Origin of the sequence: Streptomyces roseirectus, assembly GCF_014489635.1 — a bacterium.
Classification (GTDB): domain Bacteria; phylum Actinomycetota; class Actinomycetes; order Streptomycetales; family Streptomycetaceae; genus Streptomyces; species Streptomyces roseirectus.
Genome location: NZ_CP060828.1, coordinates 7,279,301 through 7,300,674 on the forward strand (window position 1 = coordinate 7,279,301; position 21,374 = coordinate 7,300,674).

General features: G+C 71.9%; 22 protein-coding genes. 12 read left to right on the forward strand and 10 right to left on the reverse strand.

Going from position 1 to position 21,374, the window contains the following annotated elements:
- Positions 1 to 29 precede the first annotated feature (29 nt).
- Positions 30 to 827: an SURF1 family cytochrome oxidase biogenesis protein gene (locus tag IAG44_RS31270; protein ID WP_187750430.1), complete on the reverse strand. Its 798-nt coding sequence runs from the start codon at positions 825 to 827 to the stop codon at positions 30 to 32.
- Between the two features lie 190 nt (positions 828 to 1,017).
- On the opposite strand from IAG44_RS31270, the gene IAG44_RS31275 reads away from it, so the two are divergent.
- Positions 1,018 to 1,812 carry an acyl carrier protein gene (locus tag IAG44_RS31275; protein WP_187750431.1) on the forward strand — a complete coding sequence of 265 codons (795 nt, stop codon included), beginning with the start codon at positions 1,018 to 1,020 and terminating at the stop codon, positions 1,810 to 1,812.
- A 3-nt stretch (positions 1,813 to 1,815) separates the two neighbouring features.
- On the opposite strand, the gene IAG44_RS31280 is transcribed toward IAG44_RS31275, so the two are convergent.
- Both IAG44_RS31280 and IAG44_RS31285 read right to left on the reverse strand, forming a co-directional pair.
- On the reverse strand, positions 1,816 to 2,802 hold the full coding sequence (locus tag IAG44_RS31280) for a DEDDh family exonuclease (protein ID WP_187750432.1): 987 nt from the start codon (positions 2,800 to 2,802) through the stop codon (positions 1,816 to 1,818).
- 348 nt (positions 2,803 to 3,150) lie between these two features.
- Positions 3,151 to 4,578, reverse strand: a complete 1,428-nt coding sequence (locus tag IAG44_RS31285) for a CoA transferase (protein ID WP_187750433.1) — start codon at positions 4,576 to 4,578, stop codon at positions 3,151 to 3,153.
- A gap of 49 nt (positions 4,579 to 4,627) precedes the next feature.
- Between IAG44_RS31285 and IAG44_RS31290 the strand changes: the two genes are divergently transcribed.
- Positions 4,628 to 5,197: a GNAT family N-acetyltransferase gene (locus tag IAG44_RS31290; protein ID WP_187750434.1), complete on the forward strand. Its 570-nt coding sequence runs from the start codon at positions 4,628 to 4,630 to the stop codon at positions 5,195 to 5,197.
- Here the strand turns inward: IAG44_RS31290 and IAG44_RS31295 are convergent.
- The gene (locus IAG44_RS31295) at positions 5,187 to 6,707 is read right to left on the reverse strand and encodes a S8 family serine peptidase (protein WP_187750435.1); all 1,521 of its coding nucleotides are present in this window, start codon (positions 6,705 to 6,707) and stop codon (positions 5,187 to 5,189) included. The genes IAG44_RS31290 and IAG44_RS31295 overlap by 11 nt on opposite strands.
- Positions 6,708 to 7,042: 335 nt before the next feature.
- On the opposite strand from IAG44_RS31295, the gene IAG44_RS31300 reads away from it, so the two are divergent.
- The 3 genes from IAG44_RS31300 to moaA all read left to right on the forward strand — a co-directional run bounded on the left by IAG44_RS31300 (position 7,043) and on the right by moaA (position 10,201).
- Entirely contained in the window at positions 7,043 to 7,399 is a 357-nt protein-coding gene (locus IAG44_RS31300; RefSeq protein WP_187750436.1) for a DUF485 domain-containing protein, read from the forward strand.
- The gene (locus IAG44_RS31305) at positions 7,396 to 9,021 is read left to right on the forward strand and encodes a solute symporter family protein (protein ID WP_187750437.1); all 1,626 of its coding nucleotides are present in this window, start codon (positions 7,396 to 7,398) and stop codon (positions 9,019 to 9,021) included. Before IAG44_RS31300 ends, IAG44_RS31305 begins: the two co-directional genes overlap by 4 nt.
- A gap of 190 nt (positions 9,022 to 9,211) precedes the next feature.
- On the forward strand, positions 9,212 to 10,201 hold the full coding sequence (moaA, locus tag IAG44_RS31310) for a GTP 3',8-cyclase MoaA (protein WP_187750438.1): 990 nt from the start codon (positions 9,212 to 9,214) through the stop codon (positions 10,199 to 10,201).
- Between the two features lie 28 nt (positions 10,202 to 10,229).
- On the opposite strand, the gene IAG44_RS31315 is transcribed toward moaA, so the two are convergent.
- Together IAG44_RS31315 and IAG44_RS31320 are read right to left on the reverse strand one after the other, a co-directional pair.
- Positions 10,230 to 10,448: a hypothetical protein gene (locus IAG44_RS31315; RefSeq protein ID WP_187750439.1), complete on the reverse strand. Its 219-nt coding sequence runs from the start codon at positions 10,446 to 10,448 to the stop codon at positions 10,230 to 10,232.
- A gap of 205 nt (positions 10,449 to 10,653) precedes the next feature.
- Entirely contained in the window at positions 10,654 to 11,025 is a 372-nt protein-coding gene (locus IAG44_RS31320; RefSeq protein ID WP_187750440.1) for a DUF3099 domain-containing protein, read from the reverse strand.
- 224 nt (positions 11,026 to 11,249) lie between these two features.
- Here IAG44_RS31320 and IAG44_RS31325 point away from each other — a divergent pair, with 224 nt between their 5' ends.
- On the forward strand, positions 11,250 to 11,528 hold the full coding sequence (locus tag IAG44_RS31325) for a GlsB/YeaQ/YmgE family stress response membrane protein (RefSeq protein ID WP_187750441.1): 279 nt from the start codon (positions 11,250 to 11,252) through the stop codon (positions 11,526 to 11,528).
- Between the two features lie 54 nt (positions 11,529 to 11,582).
- Here IAG44_RS31325 and tyrS read toward each other — a convergent pair whose 3' ends face one another.
- Genes tyrS through IAG44_RS31340 form a run of 3 tightly spaced genes read right to left on the reverse strand, consistent with a single transcriptional unit; the run spans position 11,583 to position 15,821 of the window.
- Entirely contained in the window at positions 11,583 to 12,848 is a 1,266-nt protein-coding gene (gene tyrS, locus IAG44_RS31330) for a tyrosine--tRNA ligase (protein ID WP_187750442.1), read from the reverse strand.
- 58 nt (positions 12,849 to 12,906) lie between these two features.
- A complete protein-coding gene (locus IAG44_RS31335) occupies positions 12,907 to 14,301 on the reverse strand; it encodes a metallopeptidase TldD-related protein (protein ID WP_187750443.1) in 1,395 nt (464 codons plus the stop codon).
- Positions 14,298 to 15,821 carry a TldD/PmbA family protein gene (locus tag IAG44_RS31340; RefSeq protein ID WP_187750444.1) on the reverse strand — a complete coding sequence of 508 codons (1,524 nt, stop codon included), beginning with the start codon at positions 15,819 to 15,821 and terminating at the stop codon, positions 14,298 to 14,300. The genes IAG44_RS31335 and IAG44_RS31340 overlap by 4 nt, the downstream gene beginning before the upstream one ends.
- 269 nt (positions 15,822 to 16,090) lie before the next feature.
- On the opposite strand from IAG44_RS31340, the gene fabG reads away from it, so the two are divergent.
- The 3 genes from fabG (at position 16,091) to IAG44_RS31355 (ending at position 18,115) form a co-directional block, all read left to right on the forward strand.
- Positions 16,091 to 16,795: a 3-oxoacyl-[acyl-carrier-protein] reductase gene (fabG, locus tag IAG44_RS31345; protein ID WP_187750445.1), complete on the forward strand. Its 705-nt coding sequence runs from the start codon at positions 16,091 to 16,093 to the stop codon at positions 16,793 to 16,795.
- Positions 16,796 to 16,800: 5 nt separating this feature from the next.
- Positions 16,801 to 17,568: an enoyl-ACP reductase FabI gene (fabI, locus tag IAG44_RS31350; protein ID WP_187750446.1), complete on the forward strand. Its 768-nt coding sequence runs from the start codon at positions 16,801 to 16,803 to the stop codon at positions 17,566 to 17,568.
- A gap of 196 nt (positions 17,569 to 17,764) precedes the next feature.
- On the forward strand, positions 17,765 to 18,115 hold the full coding sequence (locus IAG44_RS31355) for a hypothetical protein (protein ID WP_187750447.1): 351 nt from the start codon (positions 17,765 to 17,767) through the stop codon (positions 18,113 to 18,115).
- On the opposite strand, the gene IAG44_RS31360 is transcribed toward IAG44_RS31355, so the two are convergent.
- A complete protein-coding gene (locus tag IAG44_RS31360; protein WP_187750448.1) occupies positions 18,096 to 18,776 on the reverse strand; it encodes a FadR/GntR family transcriptional regulator in 681 nt (226 codons plus the stop codon). The genes IAG44_RS31355 and IAG44_RS31360 overlap by 20 nt on opposite strands.
- A gap of 70 nt (positions 18,777 to 18,846) precedes the next feature.
- Here IAG44_RS31360 and IAG44_RS31365 point away from each other — a divergent pair, with 70 nt between their 5' ends.
- From IAG44_RS31365 to IAG44_RS31370, 3 genes are all read left to right on the forward strand, one after another.
- Complete coding sequence (locus IAG44_RS31365; protein WP_246562191.1) at positions 18,847 to 20,373, forward strand: MFS transporter; 1,527 nt, start codon at positions 18,847 to 18,849, stop codon at positions 20,371 to 20,373.
- A 361-nt stretch (positions 20,374 to 20,734) separates the two neighbouring features.
- Positions 20,735 to 20,851, forward strand: coding sequence for an SGM_5486 family transporter-associated protein (locus IAG44_RS44360; RefSeq protein WP_281404311.1), 117 nt, complete (start codon positions 20,735 to 20,737; stop codon positions 20,849 to 20,851).
- 175 nt (positions 20,852 to 21,026) lie between these two features.
- The gene (locus IAG44_RS31370; RefSeq protein WP_187750449.1) at positions 21,027 to 21,233 is read left to right on the forward strand and encodes a hypothetical protein; all 207 of its coding nucleotides are present in this window, start codon (positions 21,027 to 21,029) and stop codon (positions 21,231 to 21,233) included.
- The last annotated feature ends 141 nt before the right edge of the window (positions 21,234 to 21,374 follow it).

Sequence of the window (21,374 nt, forward strand, 5' to 3'; positions counted from 1 at the left end):
GGAACAATCAACCGCACGCCCGAGCGGGCCTACACCGTCGCCGGTTCCGCAGGCGCCGTCCCGTCCCGCTGCGCGGCGGCCTCGGCGCGGTCGCGGCGCTCACGGCGGACCAGGACGTACCAGCCGACGGGGACACCGGCGGCGAAGAGCCACCACTGGACGGCGTAGGCGTAGTTGAGGGCCGCGTTCTCGTCGCCGGGCTTGCCGATCAGCTCAGGGGTGTCGCCCCGGGGCTCGGGGGACGTCAGGACGAGGTAGCCGCCGAGGACGGGGGCGCCGAGCCGGTGCGCCTCCTCCCCGCTGCTGATCAGCATGATCTGCCGGTCGGGCAGGCCCTTGAGGTTCTTGATGCCGCTCGCCGCGGTCGTCTCGTCCGGCATCAGCCGCCCGGTGACGGTGACCTGCCCGGCGGGCGGCGCCGGGATCTTCGGGAACGCCGTCTGGCTGGGCCCGTCGGCGGGGATCCAGCCCCGGTTCACCAGGACGACCTTGCCGTCCGCCAGGACGAGCGGCGTGAGGACGTGGAAGCCGACCTCGTCGTCCGCGTTGACCCGGCGGCGCACGACGACCTCGCGCGCGGGGTCGAACCGGCCGACCGCCGTGACGGAGTGGTAACGCTCCTCACGGGTGACCGCGTGCCCGGGGGACGTCAGCTTCTCCACCGGCACCGGATCGGCGCGCAGGGCCGACGCCACCAGTTCGTTGCGGGCGTGGCGCTCCTCGTACCGGTGCATCTGCCAGATGCCCAGCCGGATCATCGTAGGGATGAGGACGAGGGCGACCAGCGTGAGGATCACCCACTGCCGGGACAACAGGAAGCGGTACACCCCACGACCGTACAACCCGGTCCCCGGACCGCACCCGGCAGGGGTCCGCCGCTGTGTAACAGTGCCCGCGCCGGTACAACCGCGCGGCCCCCTCGCCGGTCGAACCGGGTGTGCAGCACGACCGCGCCGAGGCGGAACCGGTGCCGCCCGGCGCGACTCCCGACGTCCCGACAGACCCCGGAGCCGCACCGTGCCCAGAAAACCCCGCCTCACCGCCCTCGCCGCGCTCCTGCTCGCCGCCGGCGCCCTGGCCGCCCCCACCGCCTCGGCGAAGCCCGCCGCCGACCGCGCCTACACGCTGACCGTGACCACCACCCCGGCGACCACCAATACCGCCGAGCGCTATGTCGACGTCACCGGCACCGTCACCAAGGCCGACGGCACCCCCGCGGCCGGCATCCCCGTCACCCTCAGGGAGACCCTCCTCTTCACCACCTGGAACCCCTGGGGCGACCCGATCGACCCCACCTACTACGAGACCCACGACATCGGCACCCCGGTCACCGACGCCACCGGCACGTTCACCGTCCCGGACGTCGCCATCGACCACACGACCGGCGGCAGCCTGCTCAACGTCCAGCCCCGGGTGCGGATCACCGCCTCCTTCGACGAGGACGGCGACCCGAACACCCCGCAGGACGGCTACTACGCGGACACCACGGTGAACCTCAAGACCCGGCCCAGTTCCGTGAGTTACCAGGTCAACAAGAAGAAGGTGAAGACGGGCGACATCCTCACCGTCCAGGGCAAGGTCACCCTCCCCAAGGGCGTCGAACCCGAGGGCACCGAGGTCTTCCTCCAGACCTACTGGGAGGGCCAGTACCGGGTGAAGGTCACCGCCGAGGAGGACGGCTTCTTCGTGATGTCCGTACGTGTGCGCGGGTACGACGGCACGTTCGCCCTGCGCACCGCCCCGACGGACCTCTACATCACGGGCGCGCACCAGACACTGCCGATCACCAACACCTCGCTGCCCCGCCCCTAGCGCCTACGGGCCGTCGGCCGGCGCGACGTCCCGCAGGAGCTGGCCGAACGCGGCCTCGTCGACGACCGGCGTGCCGAACTGGCGGGCCTTGACGACCTTCGAGGTGCCCGAGTCCGGGTCGTTGGTCACCAGGAGGCTGGTGAGCCGGGAGATGGACGTCGAGACGTGCAGACCGGCCTCTGCCGCGCGGTCCTCCAGCAGCTCCCGCTCGGTCGAGGTGTCGCCGGAGAACGCGATCCGCATGCCCTGCTTGAGCGGCTTGCCGTCCTCGAACCGCCCGGGGTTCGGGTACGGGCAGGCGGGCCGCTTGCGGGACGGCCGCCAACTGGACGGCCGGTACCCGCCCGCCTGCCGCCCGATCAACGGCGACGCCGGCCGGTCCTGCCACTCCGTCAGCGGCCGGCACTCGTGCAGCGGCAGCCGCACCCCGCGCGCGGCGGCGGCCCGCAGACTCGGCCGGAACGCCTCCGCGAGCACGCGCGCGTCGTCGAGCGCGTGGTGCGCGCGCTGCTGCACGACGCCGAAGTGCGCGGCCAGCGTCTCCAGCTTGTGGTTGGGCAGCGGCAGGCCCAACTCCTTGCTCAGCACGATCGTGCACAGCCGCTGCCGCACCGGCGCCTCGCGCTTCGCGCGCGCGTACTCACGGGCGATCATCTGCCAGTCGAACACCGCGTTGTGCGCCACCAGCACCCGGCCCTCCAGACGCCGCGAGAACTCCTCCGCGACCTCCGCGAACAGCGGCGCCCCTTCGAGCACGTCACTCGTCAGCCCGTGGATCCACACCGGCCCCGGATCCCGCTCCGGGTTGACCAGCGTGTACCAGTGGTCCTCGACCTCCCCGCGCGCGTCCAGCCGGTAGACCGCCGCCGACACTATCCGGTCGTCACGGGCGAGCCCGGTGGTCTCCACGTCGACCACCGCGTACCCCTGCGGGTACACGTCAGGCCAATCAACGGGCGACGAGGCGGCGAGCGTACGGTCTTCGAGCATGGTTCACGAGGATACGGGCCCCCACCGACAGCCCTGTCACCTCACCCCCGAGCGGGGCCCGGACCGCCCGCCGTGAACGGCGCCGGCAGTGACCGGTAGACCTCGCCGCTCGCCCCCTGCGGGGCCGTCCCGCCGTGCACGGGGCCCGGCAACTCCCGCTGTCCGCGCGGCCGGTGGCGACACTGCCGCGTCCGGGGCCGGCTCCTGGCGCTGCGCGTCCAGCACGCGTACGCGCGCGGCGAACCGCACGGCCGACTCCCCGTCACCTCAGGGGCTCGCGTACGTGTGCCACACCGTCAGGCCCCCAGGGGCGTGCGCCCCGGCGTGGTCACGCCCAGGCCGCGCCCCTCACGCCCACCGCGCCGCGTCCTGCCCCCACCGCCCCGGCGGCCGGGCCCAGTCCACCGGGCCGCCCTCGAAGGTCACCGGCGAGCGCGCGTACCGGAGCCGTCCGAGGGGGCTGTCCCGTTCGGTGAGCCAGGGGGCGGGGTCGGGGGTCTCGCGCGCGGGGGCGCCGGACGTCTCGTGCGCGGGGGCGTCGGTCGTGCCGTCCGCCAGGAGCCAGGCGGCGGTGCGGGCCAGGGCCAGCCGCAGGACTCGCCCCTGCCCGTCGCCGTACGTGCGCTCGGTGACCGCCCTGAGCACCCCGGCGGCCAGCAGGTACCCCGTGCCGTGGTCCAGCGCCTGCGCGGGCAGCGCGCCGGGTCGCTCGCCGTCGCCCTCGGTGTCCGCGATGCCCGTCGCCGCCTGGACGAGGCTGTCGAACCCCCGCCGCTCGCCCCAGGGCCCGTACGCGCCCCACGCCGACAGCTGAGCGACGATCAGGCCGGGACGCCGCTCGGCCAGCGCCTCGGGGGAGAGGCCGAACCGGTCCAGCGCGCGGGGGCGGTACCCGGTGACGACGACGTCCGCCGAGGCCAGCAACTCCTCGAACACCTCCCCGCCGACCCGCAGATCGAGCCGCGCGGACCGCTTCCCGAACCCCGTGTCCGCATGCTGGTCCGCCAGCTCGGCCGGCTCCGGCGCGTCCACCCGCAGCACGTCCGCCCCGAGCAGCGCGAGCGTCCGCGTCGCGACGGGCCCGGCGATGACCCGGGTCAGATCGAGCACCCGGAGCCCGGCGGCGGGCAACAGAGGCAGCCCGTCACGCCCGTCGAAACCGCCGCCCACGCGTGCGTGCACCTCACCGCGAAAACCGTCGCCCTCCCACACCCCCGTCCGTCCCCACTCCACCAGCGCCCGCCGCCCCACCTCGGCCGCCTGCGCATGCCCCGCCCACTCCTCCCGCGTACGCGACGCCACAGCGAGCCCCCCGGCCCCGTACACGGCTTCCTCGGCCTCCAGGGACGACCGCTCGGCCAGCGCCGCCGCGACGGCGTCGGGGGAGTCCGAGGACACGTCCAGGGCGCGCAGCAACCGCGCCCGGTGATGGGGGTAGTTGGCGTGGGTCCGCACCCACCCGTCCCGGGTCCGCCAGAACCGTGACAGCGGGGCGAACGACACGGGCGCGCGCCCGCCGACCAGCAGATGGCGTTCGCTGACGAACGCCGCCGCGACGGCCCCGTCGTCGACGTGGACGGCCGGTACGCCGGCCAGTCCCGCCCGCCGGGCGGTGAGTTCGGCGGCGGCCAGCGCGCACGCGCCGACACAGGCCCGCGCGAGCCGCCGTACGGGCAGCCGGGAGACCAGCACGCCCTCCCGCCCGGTCACCGAGACCCCGGCCACCAGCCCCGGATCCCCGCCCAGGGCCTCCCACGCCACCGCTGTGTCAGTCATGGCTGCCACTATGCCTTCACGGCAGCAACTCACCGAAGGACGGGGAGCGATGAGCGACCACTTCACCGACGCGGCAGGCCGCCCCCACACCGTGCGCGACGCACAACCCGCCGACGAACCGGCCCTCTGGTCCCTCTTCCAGGCGTGCGCCGACTACTTCGAGGCCGCGACGGGCCTCCCGCCCGCCCCGGGCGACGTGCAGAGCCTCTTCTACGGCCTCCCCGAGGGCGCCGACTGGGACGACAAACGCATCCTGGTGGCCACGGACGCGGACGGCACCGTCGTCGCCCTGGCCGACGTGGTGATGCGCTACCCGGCGCCCGAGGACTGTTCGGTCGGCCTCTTCCTGGTGCACCGTTCGCGGCAACGCGCCTCCCTGGGGACGTCGTACGCGACACACCTGATCAGAAAGGCGACAGAAACGGGCGTCCGCCGGATCACGGCGACCGTCCCGCGGGGCTGGGAGAGCGGGCGCCGGTTCCTCGGGGCGCTCTCCTTCACGTTCACGGGCGTGCCCGCACGCGAGGAGAGCCGCAACCGCAACCGGGGCCCGCGGGAGACCGCCGTCGACGTGGCCGAACTGCGCGTCGACGGCGGCGCGGAGGGCGTTACTTCGTGACGGCCTTGAGCGCGTTCACGACACCGGCCCCGTAGAACCCGTTGTAGAACTTGCCGCCGACGCAGGTCGCGTCGACGACGCCGTCACCGTTGCCGTCGTACGGCTCGGCGGGGCACGCCTGCTTGTCGGCCTGGATCTTCAGCAGGGCGGTGAGCTGCGCCGGGCTCGCCCACGGGTGCGTGGACTTGAGGAGCGCGGCGACCCCGGCGGCGTGCGGGGCGGCCATCGAGGTGCCCTGGAGGAAGCCGTAGGAGTTGTTCGGCATGGTGGACAGGATGCGGCCGTTCTTGGACGGCGTGTCCGGGATCTGGTACCGGTCCCCGCCGGGCGCCGCGACCTCGACCGCGCCGTAGCCGTAGGTGGAGTAGTACGACTTGGTGCCCTTGACGCCGGTCGCGCTGACCGTCACCAGACCGGGCAGCTGGGCGGGCACGTCGAGGCACTTGTGCGGGTCGATCGTCCGCGTCACCGGCGTCGTGTCGTTCGGGCTGGTGGTGTCCTCGATCGCGTCGGAGTCGAGGTCGTGGTTGGAGTTGCCCGCCGAGGCGATGCTCAGGGTGCCCTTGCGCTGCGCGTAGCTCTGCGCGCGGTTCACCGCGTCGACGACGGCCTTCTGGTCGGGGTCGTCGAGGCAGTTGTAGAGGTACGGGTCGACGTAGTAGCTGTTGTTCGTGATCTCGACGCCGTGGTCGGCGGCGAAGACGAACGCGCAGACGACGGCCTCGGGGTAGAAGAACTGGCCCTCGCCCTGCGAGACGCGGATCCCGGAGACCTTGACGCCGGGCGCGACCCCGGCGACGCCGATGCCGTTGCGCGCGGCGGCGATCTCACCGGCGACGTGCGTGCCGTGGTAGTGGCCCGGGTCGGCCGGCCGCCAGGCGCCCGCCGTGGTGTCCGCGACCCCGCCGACACAGCTCGCGGACTGCGACGCCGAGAAGTTGGGCGCGAGGTCGGGGTGGGTGTCGTCGACGCCCGTGTCGATGACGGCGACGGTGACCTTCTTGCTGCCCGGGTTGATCTCGGCCGCCTTGTCGGCGCCGATCGCGCGCAGGTCCCACTGGTCGGCCTCCATCGGCTCCTGACCGGCGGTCGCGGCGGACGCCAACTGGGCCGCCTGCGCCTGCGTGAGCTTCTGGACGGCACCCTCGTCGGTCGTCCCCGCCGGGGTCAGCGGCGCCGTACGGGTCGCGCCCGCCGACTGGACGCCGCGCGCCTTGCGTATCTCGGCGGCGAACCCGGCGTTCGCCGAGTGGGCGACGATCACGCCGATCTTCTCGTACGCGATCACGACGGTCCCTCCCGCCGCCGTGATCGCCTTCTTCACCGACGCGATCGTGCGGTGATCCGCCTTCGTGTTGACGACGTACGTGAGCGTGCCGGCCTCGGTGGTCGCGCTGACCGGGGCGGGTGCGGCGGTGGCCGCCGTCGGCAGGAAGCCGAGGGAGGCGGTGAGCGTCAGCACGAGCGGCACGGCGAGCGCGAGGCGTCGTCTGGAAGGCAGATGAGCCATGGGATCTCCACATCATCCGGGTACGGCGGAACACCGGGCGCGAGGTCCGCGTCCGGGCAGGTACATGACCAGAGGTCAGGCTCGAAGTTATCCGCCGGACTCGCCCCTCGGCAATGACTTCCTAAAGATCACGTTCCGCGATCCGGGTGAGGCGAGGTCCCGCCGGATCCCCCGGACGTCAACTTTCGAAACAACCCGAACGAGTTGAACCGGTTTCCGTGCGGCGCCGTGACCTTGGGCAGGAAGCCCGAGGCTGATCGGGCCATCCGGCGTATGCCTTTACATATATGCCTGTACGTCCGTTAGATCCGACCTTCGCAGTGCGAGGAGACTCCGTGGCCACCGAGACACCGCCCCCCTCGAAGATCCCAGCCCAGCGCCCCTCAGCCGAGGAGTTCGAAGCGGTGCAGGAGAGCGCGGAATTCGGTGAACTGCGCCGCTCCTACCGCAGCTTCGCGTTCCCCCTGACCGTCGGCTTCATCGCCTGGTACCTGCTGTACGTCCTGCTCTCCAACTACGCGGGCGACTTCATGGGCACCACGGTCGTCGGCAACATCAACGTCGCCCTCGTCCTCGGCCTCGCCCAGTTCCTGACCACGTTCCTCATCGCCTGGTGGTACGCGCGCATCGCCGCGGCCAAGTTCGACCCCAAGGCCGAGGCGATCAAGACCCGTATGGAGGGCGCCGAATGAGCCCCATGCTGACCACCCTCGCGGCCGGCGGAGCGGCGAGCGAGCACCGCACCCTGATCATCAGCCTGTTCTCGGCGTTCGTCCTCGCCACCCTCGTCATCACCGTCTGGGCCGGCCGCCAGACCAAGGACGCCTCCGACTTCTACGCGGGCGGGCGCCAGTTCACCGGCTTCCAGAACGGCCTCGCCGTCGCCGGCGACTACATGTCCGCCGCCTCCTTCCTCGGTATCGCGGGCGCCATCGCCCTCTTCGGCTACGACGGCTTCCTCTACTCCATCGGCTTCCTGGTCGCCTGGCTCGTCGCCCTCCTCCTGGTCGCCGAACCCCTGCGCAACTCCGGCCGCTACACCATGGGCGACGTCCTCGCCTACCGGATGCGCCAGCGCCCGGTCCGGACCGCCGCCGGCACCTCCACCATCGTCGTCTCGATCTTCTACCTGCTCGCGCAGATGGCCGGCGCCGGCGTCCTCGTCTCGCTGCTGCTCGGCATCACCAGCGACACCGGCAAGATCGCCATCGTCGCCCTCGTCGGCGTCCTGATGATCCTGTACGTCACCATCGGCGGCATGAAGGGCACCACCTGGGTCCAGATGGTCAAGGCCGTCCTGCTCATGGCGGGCGCGCTGCTGCTGACGTTCCTGGTGATGCTCAAGTTCGACTTCAACATCTCCGACCTGCTCGGCACCGCCGCCGACAACAGCGGCAAGGGCGCCGCGTTCCTGGAGCCCGGCCTCAAGTACGGCCTCACCGGCACCACCAAGCTCGACTTCATCTCGCTCGGCATCGCGCTGGTCCTCGGCACCGCCGGGCTCCCGCACATCCTGATCCGCTTCTACACGGTGCCCACCGCGCAGGCCGCCCGGAAGTCCGTCCTGTGGGCCATCGGTCTCATCGGCGCCTTCTACCTGATGACCCTCGCCCTCGGCTTCGGCGCGGCGGCCCTGATCAGCAACGCCGAGATCACCGCGTCCAACAAGGCGGGCAACACGGCCGCGCCACTCCTCGCACTCCATCTCGGCGGCGTCGACTCCAACTGGGGCGCGATCCTGCTCGCCAGCATCTCCGCCGTCGCCTTCGCGACGATCCTCGCGGTGGTCGCGGGGCTCACGCTGGCCTCCTCGTCGTCCTTCGCGCACGACATCTACGCCAACGTCATCAAGAAGGGCCAGGCCAGCGAGAAGGAGGAGATCCGGGCCGCCCGCTGGGCCACCGTCGGCATCGGCGCGGTATCGATCCTGCTGGGCGCCCTCGCGCGAGACCTGAACGTCGCGGGGCTCGTCGCCCTCGCCTTCGCGGTCGCCGCGTCCGCGAACCTGCCCACCATCCTCTACAGCCTCTTCTGGAAGCGGTTCACCACCAGCGGCGCCCTCTGGTCCATCTACGGCGGCCTGATCAGCGCCGTCGGCCTGGTGCTGTTCTCGCCGGTCGTCTCCGGCAAGGCGACGTCGATGTTCCCCGACGTCGACTTCCACTGGTTCCCGCTGGAGAACCCCGGCATCATCTCGATCCCCGTCGGCTTCCTCCTCGGCATCGTCGGCACCTACCTCTCGAAGGAGGAGCCCGACAAGAAGAAGTACGCCGAGCTGGAGGTCCGCTCCCTCACGGGCACCGGCGCGCACTGACGCCGACGCCCGTCCCAGAAGGGCCGTGCCGCACCCCCTCCGGCGGCACGGCCCTTCGCACGTCCGGATCGCATGTCCGGCGGCCGGTGATCGTCGGCACTGGAGCGTTGTCAGTGGTGTCACGTAGGCTCATTGGTAACGGAAAGGCAATTCCGAGAAGCGGCTTCACCGAGGCGAGGGAGGGGCCCACGTGCTCATCGACACCTACGGCCGGACGGCCACCGACCTGAGAGTGTCCCTGACGGACCGCTGCAACCTGCGGTGCACGTACTGCATGCCCGAAGAGGGCCTGCAGTGGCTCGCCAAGCCCGACCTCCTCACGGACGACGAGATCGTCCGCCTGGTGGACATCGCCGTCCGCCTCCTGGGCGTCACGGAGGTCCGCTTCACCGGCGGCGAACCCCTCCTGCGCCCCGGCCTCACCGGCATCGTCGAGCGCGTCGCGGCCCTCACCCCCCGCCCGCAGACGTCCCTGACGACCAACGGCATAGGGCTGCGCCGCACCGCCCCCGCCCTCAAGGCGGCCGGCCTCGACCGGGTCAACGTCTCCCTCGACACCCTCCGCCCCGACGTCTTCAAGGCCCTCACCCGCCGCAACCGCCTCCAGGACGTCCTGGACGGCCTGGAAGCTGCCCGCGCGGCCGGCCTCACCCCCGTCAAGGTCAACACCGTCCTCATGCCGGGCCTCAACGACGACGAGGCCCCCGACCTCCTCGCCTGGGCCGTCGACCACGCCTACGAACTCCGCTTCATCGAGCAGATGCCGCTCGACGCCCAGCACGGCTGGACCCGCGACGGCATGGTCACCGCGGGCGACATCCTCACCTCCCTGCGCACCCGCTTCGACCTCACCTCCGAGACCCAGGACGAACGGGGCTCGGCCCCGGCGGAACGCTGGCTGGTCGACGGCGGCCCCTACAAGGTCGGCGTCATCGCCTCCGTCACCCGCCCCTTCTGCGCCGCCTGCGACCGCACCCGCCTCACCGCCGACGGCCAGATCCGCACCTGCCTCTTCGCCCGCGAGGAGACCGACCTGCGCGGCGCCCTGCGCGGCGACGCCTCCGACGAGGAGATCGCCGAGCTGTGGAGGGCGGCGATGTACGGCAAGAAGGCGGGCGCGGGGCTGGACGACCCGTCGTTCGTGCAGCCGCAGCGGCCGATGTCGGCGATCGGCGGCTGACCGGAAGGCACGCGAGGGGGTTTCGGGATCACGCCCCTTCGGGGGCTTCCCACTCCTCGAACCTGACGACGTCCTTGAGGAAACCCCGCACCCCGAGGAACTGCGACAGATGCTCCCGGTGCTCCTCGCACGCGAGCCACGTCTTGCGCCGCTCCGGCGTGTGCAGCTTCGGGTTGTTCCAGGCCAGCACCCACACGGCGGCCGTACGGCAGCCCTTGGCCGAGCAGATGGGGGTTTCGTCGGTCACAGCGTCGTCTCACAACCCGTACACAAAAAGGCGACGCCGAGCAGCCACGGGGGGAGCTGCCCGGCGTCGGTCCGTCGCTCCGACGGGGGATGCGGAGCGCCTAGGAAGTATGTCACGGCAACACGCCACCGTGGCACCGGAACAACGGGATTGATCTGAGCTTTTCTTGAGCCTTGTCCACACGGAACGCAGAGTGCGTTCACTGTTACCGTTCGGTAGCTCCGGACCCCGCGTCCTCCGGGAAGGATTCCGCCGGACGCTCCGCAACGCGCGGCGGCCCGATGGCCGCCCGCCCCGGCGAGGCCACGAACGTCGAGGGAAGCCCCGGCGCGTTCTCCCGCCCCGCGTTGGCGATCACGACCGCGACGTACGGCAGCAGGATCCCGAGGACCAGCGCCACCGCCGCGACATGCCGCTCCACGTTCCACAACAGCGCCGCGAGAATCACCGACACCGTCCGCACGGACATCGAGATGATGTACCGCCGCTGCCGCGCCCGCACGTCGTCCTGGAGACCCTGCCGGGCACCGGTGATCCGGAACACCTGGCCGTTTCCGCCGACGTCCTGCTTCCGCATCAGATTCCACCGTCCGCCCGCATACGACTCACCCCGGGCACCGAACCCGCCCCCGGGCCTCCTCCACGTTACGCCGCGCCTGCGCCCCCTTCGAGCCCGGGGCACCGCAAGGCCGGGCGATCCTCCTGCGCCGACCCGCGTACGCCCGTCTCGACATGCGGCGTACGGCGACCGGACCGACACTGGGGGCACTGCTCACGTCGATCCGTAACAAGGAGGCAGCCATGGGCTGGTTGTGGGCGATCATCGTGGGGCTCGTGCTGGGTCTGCTCGCGAAGGCGATCATCCCGGGCAAACAGCACAGCCCCCTCTGGCTGACCACCATCTTCGGCATCCTCGGCGCGATCGCCGGCAACGCCCTCGCCCGAGCCGTCGGCATCGACGCCACCCGGGGCATCGACTGGGGCCGCCACGCGTTCCAGCTGATCGCGGCGGTGGTGATCGTCTTCCTGGGCGACATGGCGTACGCGGCAACGCTGGGCAGGAACAAACAACGCACCTGAGACAGGACAGAGGGTGCCTTCCAGCGGGAAGGCACCCTCACACACGACGTCGGCTCAGCCGGTGAACTCCACCGCCGCGAGGTTCTTCTTGCCCCGCCGCAGCACCAGCCACCGCCCGTGCAACAGGTCCTCCTGCGCCGGGACGGCGTCCTCGGAGGCGACCTTGACGTTGTTCACGTAGGCGCCGCCCTCCTTGACGGTCCGCCGCGCCGCCGACTTACTGGCGACCAGCCCGACCTCGGCGAACAGATCCACCGCGAGCCCCAGCTCGGACACCTGGACGTGCGGCAGCTCGGAGAGCGACGCGGCCAGCGTCTTCTCGTCCAGCTCCGCCAGCTCACCCTGACCGAACAGCGCCTTCGACGCGGCGATCACGGCGTCCGTCTGCGCAGCACCATGCACCAGCGTCGTCAGCTCCTCGGCCAGCGCCCGCTGGGCGGCCCGCGCCTGCGGACGCTCCTCGGTCTGCCGCTCCAGCTCCTCGATCTCCTCACGGGAGCGGAAGCTGAAGATGCGCAGGAACTTGGAGACGTCCCGGTCGTCCGCGTTCAGCCAGAACTGGTAGAACGCGTACGGCGTCGTCATCTCCGCGTCGAGCCAGACCGTCCCCGACTCGGTCTTGCCGAACTTCGTGCCGTCCGCCTTGGTGATCAGCGGCGTCCCCAGCGCGTGCACCTCCGCCTGCGGCTCGACCCGGTGGATCAGGTCCGTGCCCGACGTGAGGTTGCCCCACTGGTCGCTGCCGCCGGTCTGCAGCGTGCAGCCGTAACGGCGGTACAGCTCCAGGTAGTCCATGCCCTGGAGGATCTGGTAGCTGAACTCCGTGTAGCTGATGCCCGCGTCGGAGTTGAGGCGCCGCGAGACGGCCTCCTTCGCGATCATCTTGTTGACCCGGAAGTACTTGCCGACGTCCCGCAGGAACTCGATCGCCGACATGCCCTGCGTCCAGTCCAGGTTGTTGACCATCCGCGCGGCGTTCGGCCCCTCGAAGTCCAGGAACCGCTCGATCTGCCCGCGCAGCCGCTCCACCCAGCCGGCCACCACCTCGGGCGCGTTCAGCGTGCGCTCCGCCGTCGGCTTGGGGTCGCCGATCAGGCCCGTCGCCCCGCCGACCAGGCCCAGCGGGCGGTTGCCCGCCTGCTGGATCCGCCGCATCGTCAGGATCTGCACGAGGTTGCCGAGGTGCAGGCTGGGGGCCGTCGGGTCGAAGCCGCAATAGAACGTGACAGGACCGTCCGCGAACGCCTTGCGCAATGCGTCCTCGTCCGTGGAGAGGGCGACCAGCCCACGCCACTTCAGTTCGTCGACGATGTCCGTCACGGTTCTCTTGTCTCCTTGAAGATCACAGCCGGCGGCCGGTCGGCCACCGTCTACGAGGTTATACGCCCTGACTGACAGAGCTCATATTGAAATCCGGCACCCGCAGCGCCGGCATCGCCGCCCGCGTGAACCAGTCGCTCCACTCACGCGGCAGCGTCTTCTCCGTCCGCCCCGCCTCGACGGCCCGCCCGAGCAGGTCGACCGGCGACTCGTTGAACCGGAAGTTGTTGACCTCGCCGACGACCTCGCCGTTCTCGACGAGGTAGACCCCGTCCCGGGTCAGCCCGGTCAGCAGCAGCGTCGCCGGGTCGACCTCGCGGATGTACCACAGGCACGTCAGCAGCAGCCCGCGCTCCGTCGACGCGACCATCTCGTCCAGCGACCGCTCGCCGCCGCCGTCCAGGACGAGGTTGTCGCCGCCCGGCGCGACCGGCAGGCCCGTGAGGGAGGCGCTGTGCCGGGTGGTGATGAGGCTCTTCAGCTCGCCGCCGCCGATCCACTCGGTGGCCCGCACGGGCAGCCCGTTGTCGAAGACGGACGTGTCGCCGCCCGAGGAGTGCGCGATGACGAACGGCGCCGATTCGAGCCCCGGCTCGTGCGGGTCGCTGCGCAGCGTCAGCGGCAGCTCGGTCAGCCGCTCGCCGAGCCGCGTCCCGCCGCCCGGCTTCGAGAACACCGTCCGCCCCTCGATGGCGTCCCGGCCCGACTGCGACCACAGCTGGTAGATCAGCAGGTCCGCGACGGCCGTCGGCGGCAGCAGCGTCTCGTAGCGCCCGGCGGGCAGCTCGATCCGGCGCTCGGCCCAGCCGAGGCGGACGGCCAGCTCGGCGTCCATCGCCGCCGGGTCGACGTCCTTGAAGTCCCGTGTGGAGCGCCCCGCCCACGCCGAGCGGGCGCGGTCGGGCGACTTGGCGTTCAGCTCCAGCGTGCCGTTGGGCTGGTCGTGCCGCAGCCTGAGCCCCGTCGAGGTGCCCAGGTACGTCGAGACCAGCTCGTGGTTGGCGAACCCGTACAGCTCACGCCCGCCCGCCCGCGCGCGGGCGAACGCCTCGCCCAGCGCGGGCGCGAAGTCCGCGAACACCGCGGACGACGTCTCGGCGGGCGCCTCGGTGAACTCCGGCGACGCCGGTGTGCCCGTCACCAGCGGCTGCGCGTCCTCGGCGGGGCCCGCCGCGCGCGCGGCCTCCTCGGCGGCCCGGACCAGCGACTCCAGTTCGTCGCTCGTGACGGCGGCCCGGGTCACCACGCCCGACGCGGTGCCCTCCCTGCCGTCCACCGTCGCGACGACCGTCAGCGTGCGCCCGCGCGTGACGCCGTTCGTCGTCAGCGCGTTGCCCGCCCAGCGCAGGTTCGCCGACGACTGCTCGTCCGCGATGACGACGCACCCGTCCGCCCGCGACAGCTCCAGCGCCCGCTCGACGATCTCGTGCGGCTTGTTGACGGCGGCACTCATCGCCCGGCCTCCTGCGTGGTGTTGAGGATGTTGACGCCCTTGAAGAGCGCGGACGGGCAGCCGTGCGACACCGCCGCGACCTGGCCCGGCTGGGCCTTGCCGCAGTTGAAGGCGCCGCCGAGGACGTACGTCTGGGGGCCGCCGACGGCCGTCATGGAACCCCAGAAGTCGGTGGTCGTGGCCTGGTAGGCGACGTCGCGGAGCTGGCCCGCGAGGCGTCCGTTCTCGATGCGGAAGAACCGCTGCCCGGTGAACTGGAAGTTGTAGCGCTGCATGTCGATGGACCAGGAGCGGTCGCCGACGACGTAGATGCCCCGCTCGACGCCCCCGATCAGGTCCTCCGTCGACATGCCGGCCGGGTCGGGCGCCAGCGACACGTTCGCCATGCGCTGCACGGGCACGTGGCGCGGCGAGTCGGCGTACGCGCACCCGTTGGAGCGGCCGAGCCCCGTCAGCTTCGCGATGCGCCGGTCGAGCTGGTAGCCGACCAGCGTGCCGTCCTTCACCAGGTCCCAGGACTGGCCCGCGACGCCCTCGTCGTCGTAACCGATCGTCGCGAGGCCGTGCTCGGCGGTGCGGTCGCCGGTGACGTTCATCAGCTCGGAGCCGTACTTCAACGTGCCGAGCTGGTCGAAGGTGGCGAAGGAGGTGCCGGCGTAGGCGGCCTCGTAGCCGAGCGCGCGGTCTAGTTCGGTGGCGTGGCCGATGGACTCGTGGATCGTCAGCCACAGGTTGGAGGGGTCGACGACGAGGTCGTACAGGCCCGCCTCGACGCTCGGCGCGCGCATCTTCTCGGCGAGCAGCGCCGGCATCTCCGCCAGCTCGGCGTCCCAGTCCCAGCCGGTGCCCGTCAGGTACTCCCAGCCCCGCCCGGCCGGCGGCGCGAGCGTGCGCATGGAGTCGAACTCGCCGCTCGACTCGTCGACGGAGACGGCCGTCAGCTGCGGGTGCACCCGCACGCGCTGCTGCGTCGTGACCGTGCCCGCGGTGTCGGCGTAGAACTTGTTCTCGTGGACGGTCAGCAGCGAGGCGTCGACATGGTCGACCCCGTCGGCGGCCAGGAGCCGCCCGCTCCACTCGCCGAGCAGCGCCGTCTTCTCCTCGTCCGGCACCGAGAACGGGTCGATCTCGTACGCCGACACCCAGGTCTTCTCGGCGTGCACGGGCTCGTCGGCCAGCTCGACCCTCTCATCGGACCCGGCGGCCTTGATGACCCGCGCCGACAGCTTGGCCATCGCCACCGCCTGCGAGGCCACCTTCGCGGCGGCGTCCATGCTCAGATCGACCCCCGAGGCGAACCCCCAGGTCCCCCCGTGCACCACCCGCACCGCGTACCCCAGGTCCGTCGAGTCCGACGTCCCCGCCGGACGCCCGTCCCGCAGCCGCCACGCCGCACTGCGCACCCGCTCGAACCGGAAGTCCGCGTGCTCGGCCCCCAGCGCCCGCGCCCGCGCGAGCGCGGCGTCCGCGAGGGCCCGTAGCGGGAGGGCCAGAAACGATGGATCGATCTCATGGGGCACGAGTGGGGTCCCTTCGGGGTGCTCGCCTGTGATGACCGTCGCAGGCAGTGAATCATGTCGCACACCGCGCGTTCCCCCGAAATCCCGCCCCCTGCCGGGCCACCGGCGCCGACTGTAGGAACCCGACAGCCAGGTTCTTGACCCACTGTCGGTGCCCGAATGTCCGTGAAAGGGGACGGGCGGATAGGTTTTCGGGGAAGCCGCCTGTCACCCGGGACCCCGGGGCGTCCGGGCGGGATGTGTCAGACCCCTATCGAAAGGGTGATCCGTTGAGCCGCTCGGTTCTCGTCACCGGAGGCAACCGGGGCATCGGCCTCGCCATCGCCCGCGCATTCGCCGACGCCGGCGACAAGGTCGCGATCACCTACCGCTCGGGTGAGCCGCCGGCGGGCTTCCTGGCCGTCAAGTGCGACATCACCGACCCGGAGCAGGTCGAGCAGGCGTACAAGGAGATCGAGGAGCAGCACGGCAACGTCGAGGTCCTGATCGCCAACGCGGGCGTCACCAAGGACCAGTTGCTGATGCGGATGTCCGAGGACGACTTCACGTCGGTCATCGACACCAACCTCACCGGCACCTTCCGCGTCGTCAAGCGCGCCAACCGCGGCATGCTGCGCGCCAAGAAGGGCCGCGTCGTCCTGATCTCCTCGGTCGTCGGCCTGTACGGCTCGCCGGGCCAGGCGAACTACGCCGCGTCCAAGGCCGGCCTCGTCGGCTTCGCCCGCTCCCTCGCCCGCGAGCTGGGCTCCCGCAACATCACCTTCAACGTCGTGGCCCCCGGTTTCGTCGACACCGACATGACCAAGGTCCTCACCGACGAGCAGCGCGCCGGCATCGTGTCCCAGGTGCCGCTCGGCCGGTACGCGCAGCCGGAGGAGATCGCCGCGACGGTGCGGTTCCTCGCCTCCGACGACGCCTCGTACATCACTGGAGCCGTCATCCCCGTTGACGGCGGACTGGGAATGGGTCACTGATCACCATGAGCGGAATCCTCGACGGCAAGCGCGTCCTGATCACCGGCGTCCTGATGGAGTCCTCCATCGCCTTCCACGCCGCCAAGCTGGCCCAGGAGCAGGGCGCCGAGATCATCCTGACGGCGTTCCCCCGGCCCACGCTCACCGAGCGCATCGCCAAGAAGCTGCCCAAGCCCACCAAGGTCATCGAGCTGGACGTCACCAACGACGAACACCTCGGCCGCCTCGCGGACATCGTCGGCGAGGAACTGGGCGGCCTCGACGGCGTCGTCCACTCCATCGGCTTCGCCCCGCAGGACGCCCTCGGCGGCAACTTCCTCAACACGCCGTTCGAGTCCGTGGCCACGGCCATGCACGTCTCGGCGTACTCCCTGAAGTCGCTCACCATGGCCTGCCTGCCGCTGATGCAGAACGGCGGCTCGGTCGTCGGCCTCACCTTCGACGCGCAGTACGCCTGGCCGCAGTACGACTGGATGGGCCCGGCGAAGGCCGCCCTGGAGGCCACCAGCCGCTACATCGCGCGCGACCTCGGCAAGCAGAACATCCGCTGCAACCTCATCTCCGCGGGCCCCATCGGCTCCATGGCCGCCAAGTCCATCCCCGGCTTCAGCGACCTCGCCGCCGTCTGGGACGACCGCTCCCCCCTGGAGTGGGACCTCAAGGACCCCGAGCCGGCCGGCAAGGGCATCGTCGCCCTCCTCAGCGACTGGTTCCCGAAGACCACGGGCGAGATCATCCACGTGGACGGGGGGCTGCACGCGATCGGCGCGTGACGCTGCCACGGGGGCTGAAGCAGCCGCGGTCTCCGCTTCTGTCTTCTGTTGTGACTGTTTTGACGAGGGCTCGTCCCCGGGAGTTCCCCGGGCGACGGGCCCTCACCCGTTCGGCGTACCAGGCCGGGCGCCGCACCCCGAAGCGGGGCCACTGTGGACGTACTCCCCTCCCGAGCCATGCCGAGGAGGTTCCCTTGTGCGCGTATCCCGCGGTGTCACCCCTGCGATAGCAGCTCTCGCCCTGCTGCTGGGGCTGCCGTACGAAGCGATGCCGCACGCGCGTGTGCGTGAACCGGCCGTCCACGCGCGCGTGGAGCCCTTCGGGGCGGAGTGCCGTACCGGGGTCGAGGGTTCACAGGCCGTCGTCTGGTGCCACAACCCCTACCCGGCCACCGACCGCGTCCGGCTGCACATCGAGTGCGCCCGCTGGTGGGACGTCGACACCGACACGGCCCCCGTCGACGCCGGCCCTGCCAGGACCGTACGGCTCACCGGGCGCTGCTGGAAGGAGATCCGCGCGGTGTGGGTCACCCACGCGCGCGGCTGAACCGGCACCCGAACGCGTGCCCCGCCGCCTCCTCGGCCGCCGCGCGCGCGTCCCCCGTCCGGATCGCGTCGATCAGCCGCGCGTGCTCCACGTACGACCCCGGCGACAGCTCGGGGCCGACGTCGTCGCGCAGGAAGTCCCGCAGCACTTCGCCGAGGTCCGCGTACAGCGCGGTCATCGCGTCGTTGTGCGACGCCGCCACCACCGCGAGGTGCAGCGTCGCGTCGGCCGCCACGAACGCCTCCGGCTCCCCGGCCGCCCACGCCTCCTCGCGCCGCGCGAGCAACGCGTCCAACTGCCTCAGGTCCTTCGCCGTCCGGCGCTCCGCGGCCAGCTTCGCCGCGCTGGACTCCAACGCCGCGCGCAGCTCCGCGATGTGCCGGGGGTCGGCGCCGGCGAAGCGGCGGTGCATCACGCCGGCCAGCTCGCTCGTCGCCACGACGTACGTCCCCGAGCCCTGCCGGATGGACAGCAGCCCGTTGTGCGCGAGCGCCCGCACGGCCTCCCGGACGGTGTTGCGCGCCACGCCCAGCTGCTCGACCAGCTCCGGTTCCGTCGGGATGCGCGAGCCGACCGGCCACTCACCGGAGGTGATCTGCTGACGCAGCGCGGCGATGACCTGCTCGGAGAGGGCGGACCGGCGGGGGTGTGTCAAGGCCATGAGACACCTTCGCACAGGCAGGGCGGACAGGGCGGTCGGTAAAACATCCTATGATTCTATGATGGGTGGCATGGCGAGCAAGACGACACGGACGACGGCCCCGATCCGGACGGCACACCAGGCACCGGACACGACATCCCCGGCGCCCTCCACGCGCGCGTGGACGAAACGGCTCCTGGCCGTCGCCGTCGCCCTCACCGCCGTCAACCTCCGCCCGGCCATCACCAGCCTCGGCGCGCTCCTGGAGGAGGTCCGCGACGGCATCGGCATGAGCGGCGGCGTCGCCGGGGTCCTCACCTCCGTGCCGCCCCTGTGCTTCGCGCTCGTCGGCGTCACGGCACCCCGTCTCGCCCGCCGCTTCGGCGCCCCGGCGGTCGTCTGCGCGGGCCTGCTCGCCCTCACCGCCGGCCTCCTCCTACGGCCCTACCTCGGCGGCGTCCCCGGCTTCCTGGCCGCCAGCGCCCTCGCCCTCATGGGCATAGCCGTCGGCAACGTCCTCATGCCGGTCATCGTCAAGACCCACTTCCCCGACCGCGTCGGCCCCATGACCGGCCTCTACTCCATGGGCCTCGCCCTCGGCACGGCCACGGCGGCGGCGGTCACCGTCCCCCTGACCCACGCCCTGGGCGAGGGCTGGCGCGCGGGCCTCGCGGTGTGGGCCGGGCTCGCGGGGGCGGCCGTGGTGCCGTGGGTGGTGTTCGGGTGGGGGCGTCGGCGCGGGCGCGGCGAGCCAGAGGTGCCTGGGGGAGTGCGGCGGGCCGGAGGGACGGGCCGGGTTCAGGGGTCCGCCGCGCGTGCGGGTTCGGGCGCGGCCGACGGGGGTGAGGCGGGCCGTGGTTTCGGCGGGGCCGGTGAGCTGTCGGCGTCCGGTGGTGCGCGCGGGGACGGTGGCGCGGGCAGCACCGGTGAGGCCGGTGTCAGGGCACGCGCGCGCGTGAAGGACGCCGGCCGTGCGGGGGACGTCGTCCGTGCGCAGGCGCCGTTGCGGATCACCCGGAGCCGTACCGCCTGGGCGCTCGCCGTCTTCTTCGGGCTCCAGGCCACGGGCGCGTACGTGACGATGGGCTGGATGGCGCAGATCTTCCGTGACGCCGGGGTGTCGGCGGGCACGGCGGGGCTGCTGCTCGCCGTGACGATGGTCCTGGGCGTCCCGCTGGCCTTCGTGATCCCCCGGCTGGCGACGCGGCTGCCGCACCAGGGCCCGATCGTGGTCGCGCTCGGCGTCTGCGGTCTCGCGGGGTACGCGGGCCTGTACGCCGCCCCCGCGTCCGGTGCCTGGGCGTGGGCCGTCCTGCTCGGCATCGCCAACTGCGCCTTCCCGCTGGCCCTCACGATGGTCGGCATGCGCGCCCGCACCGGCGCCGGTGTCGCCCAGCTCTCCGCGTTCGCCCAGAGCACCGGCTACCTCATCTCCATCCCCGGCCCCCTCCTCATGGGCGTCCTCTACCAGTCCACCGGCAACTGGCACCTCCCCCTCACCCTCATGTCCCTCCTCCTCGTCCCCCAGACCGCCGTCGGCATCCTCGCGGGCCGCAACCGCACAGTCGAGGACGAACTGACCCCCACGGAGAACCCGGCCCCCACGAACAGCCGTTGACCGGCTCACGCGGGATCCGCCGGGCGTTGCGGTCACGCGTACCGCTCACCGGCGTGAGCACCCCGACGTGACGCGCCGGCGCTCACCTCGGCGGGCCGACCTGCCGAGTCACCGGTGCCGCGCCGGTACACCACCACCCGCCGCGACCAGGCGGCGCAGCCGGTCCGCCGACGGAACGCGAGGGCCAGGGCAGACGGGGCTGACGGCAGGCTCGCGCGGCGGGGCGGGGCGTTCGACCCCGCCAACCCCCGCCGGCCCGGCCTCGGGCCACTCACCCCACCCACCCGAACCCTCACCCCTGATCCGACCCTGACCCCACCCCCCGCGCCGTCCCCTCCACCCCAGGTGCGAAACTGGTCGTATGCCTCTGCTCGACCCGAATCCGCAGAACGGGCAGCGGAAGATGCTCATCGTCTTCGGCTCGTTCCTCGCCATCTTCGTCGTGATCGCCGTCATCGCCACGATCGCTTCGCCGTGACTCAGGAGCCCCAGGGGGAGCGGGACGGTGGGGGTAACCCCCCATCCCCTAGGGGGTGAGTGTCAGGGTCAAGTGGGTGGAAGCCCGGATGGGCGGGGACGCCCGGAGTCCGTACCTTCGAGTCGTGGCCGCGAGACGGCGGCCGCGAGGACACTCGAAGCGCTGCGGAGGAACCATGCCGGCCCGTTCCCACACCCGCCCCCACCCGGCGACCACGGGCGGCCCGGAGACCCGACTGCGCTGGTGGGCCGTCGCCCTCCCGATCCTGGCCTTCCTGACCCTCCTGTCCCTGGTGATGAACCCGGCGGACGCCCACGCGGCGGCCTCGGACCCGGCCTGGACCCAACTGGTCGAGCGGGTACGCCAGTTGATGGCGGGCTAGACAATGCGCACACCCCCAGCCACGCTCTCGCCACACCCCGGCGACACCTCCGCCCCCGCCCCGCCGACCCCGCCGAACCCCGCAGCTCGGACCCCTCTTCGAACCCTCACCCCTCCACCGAACCCGCCTGTCAACTCCCCG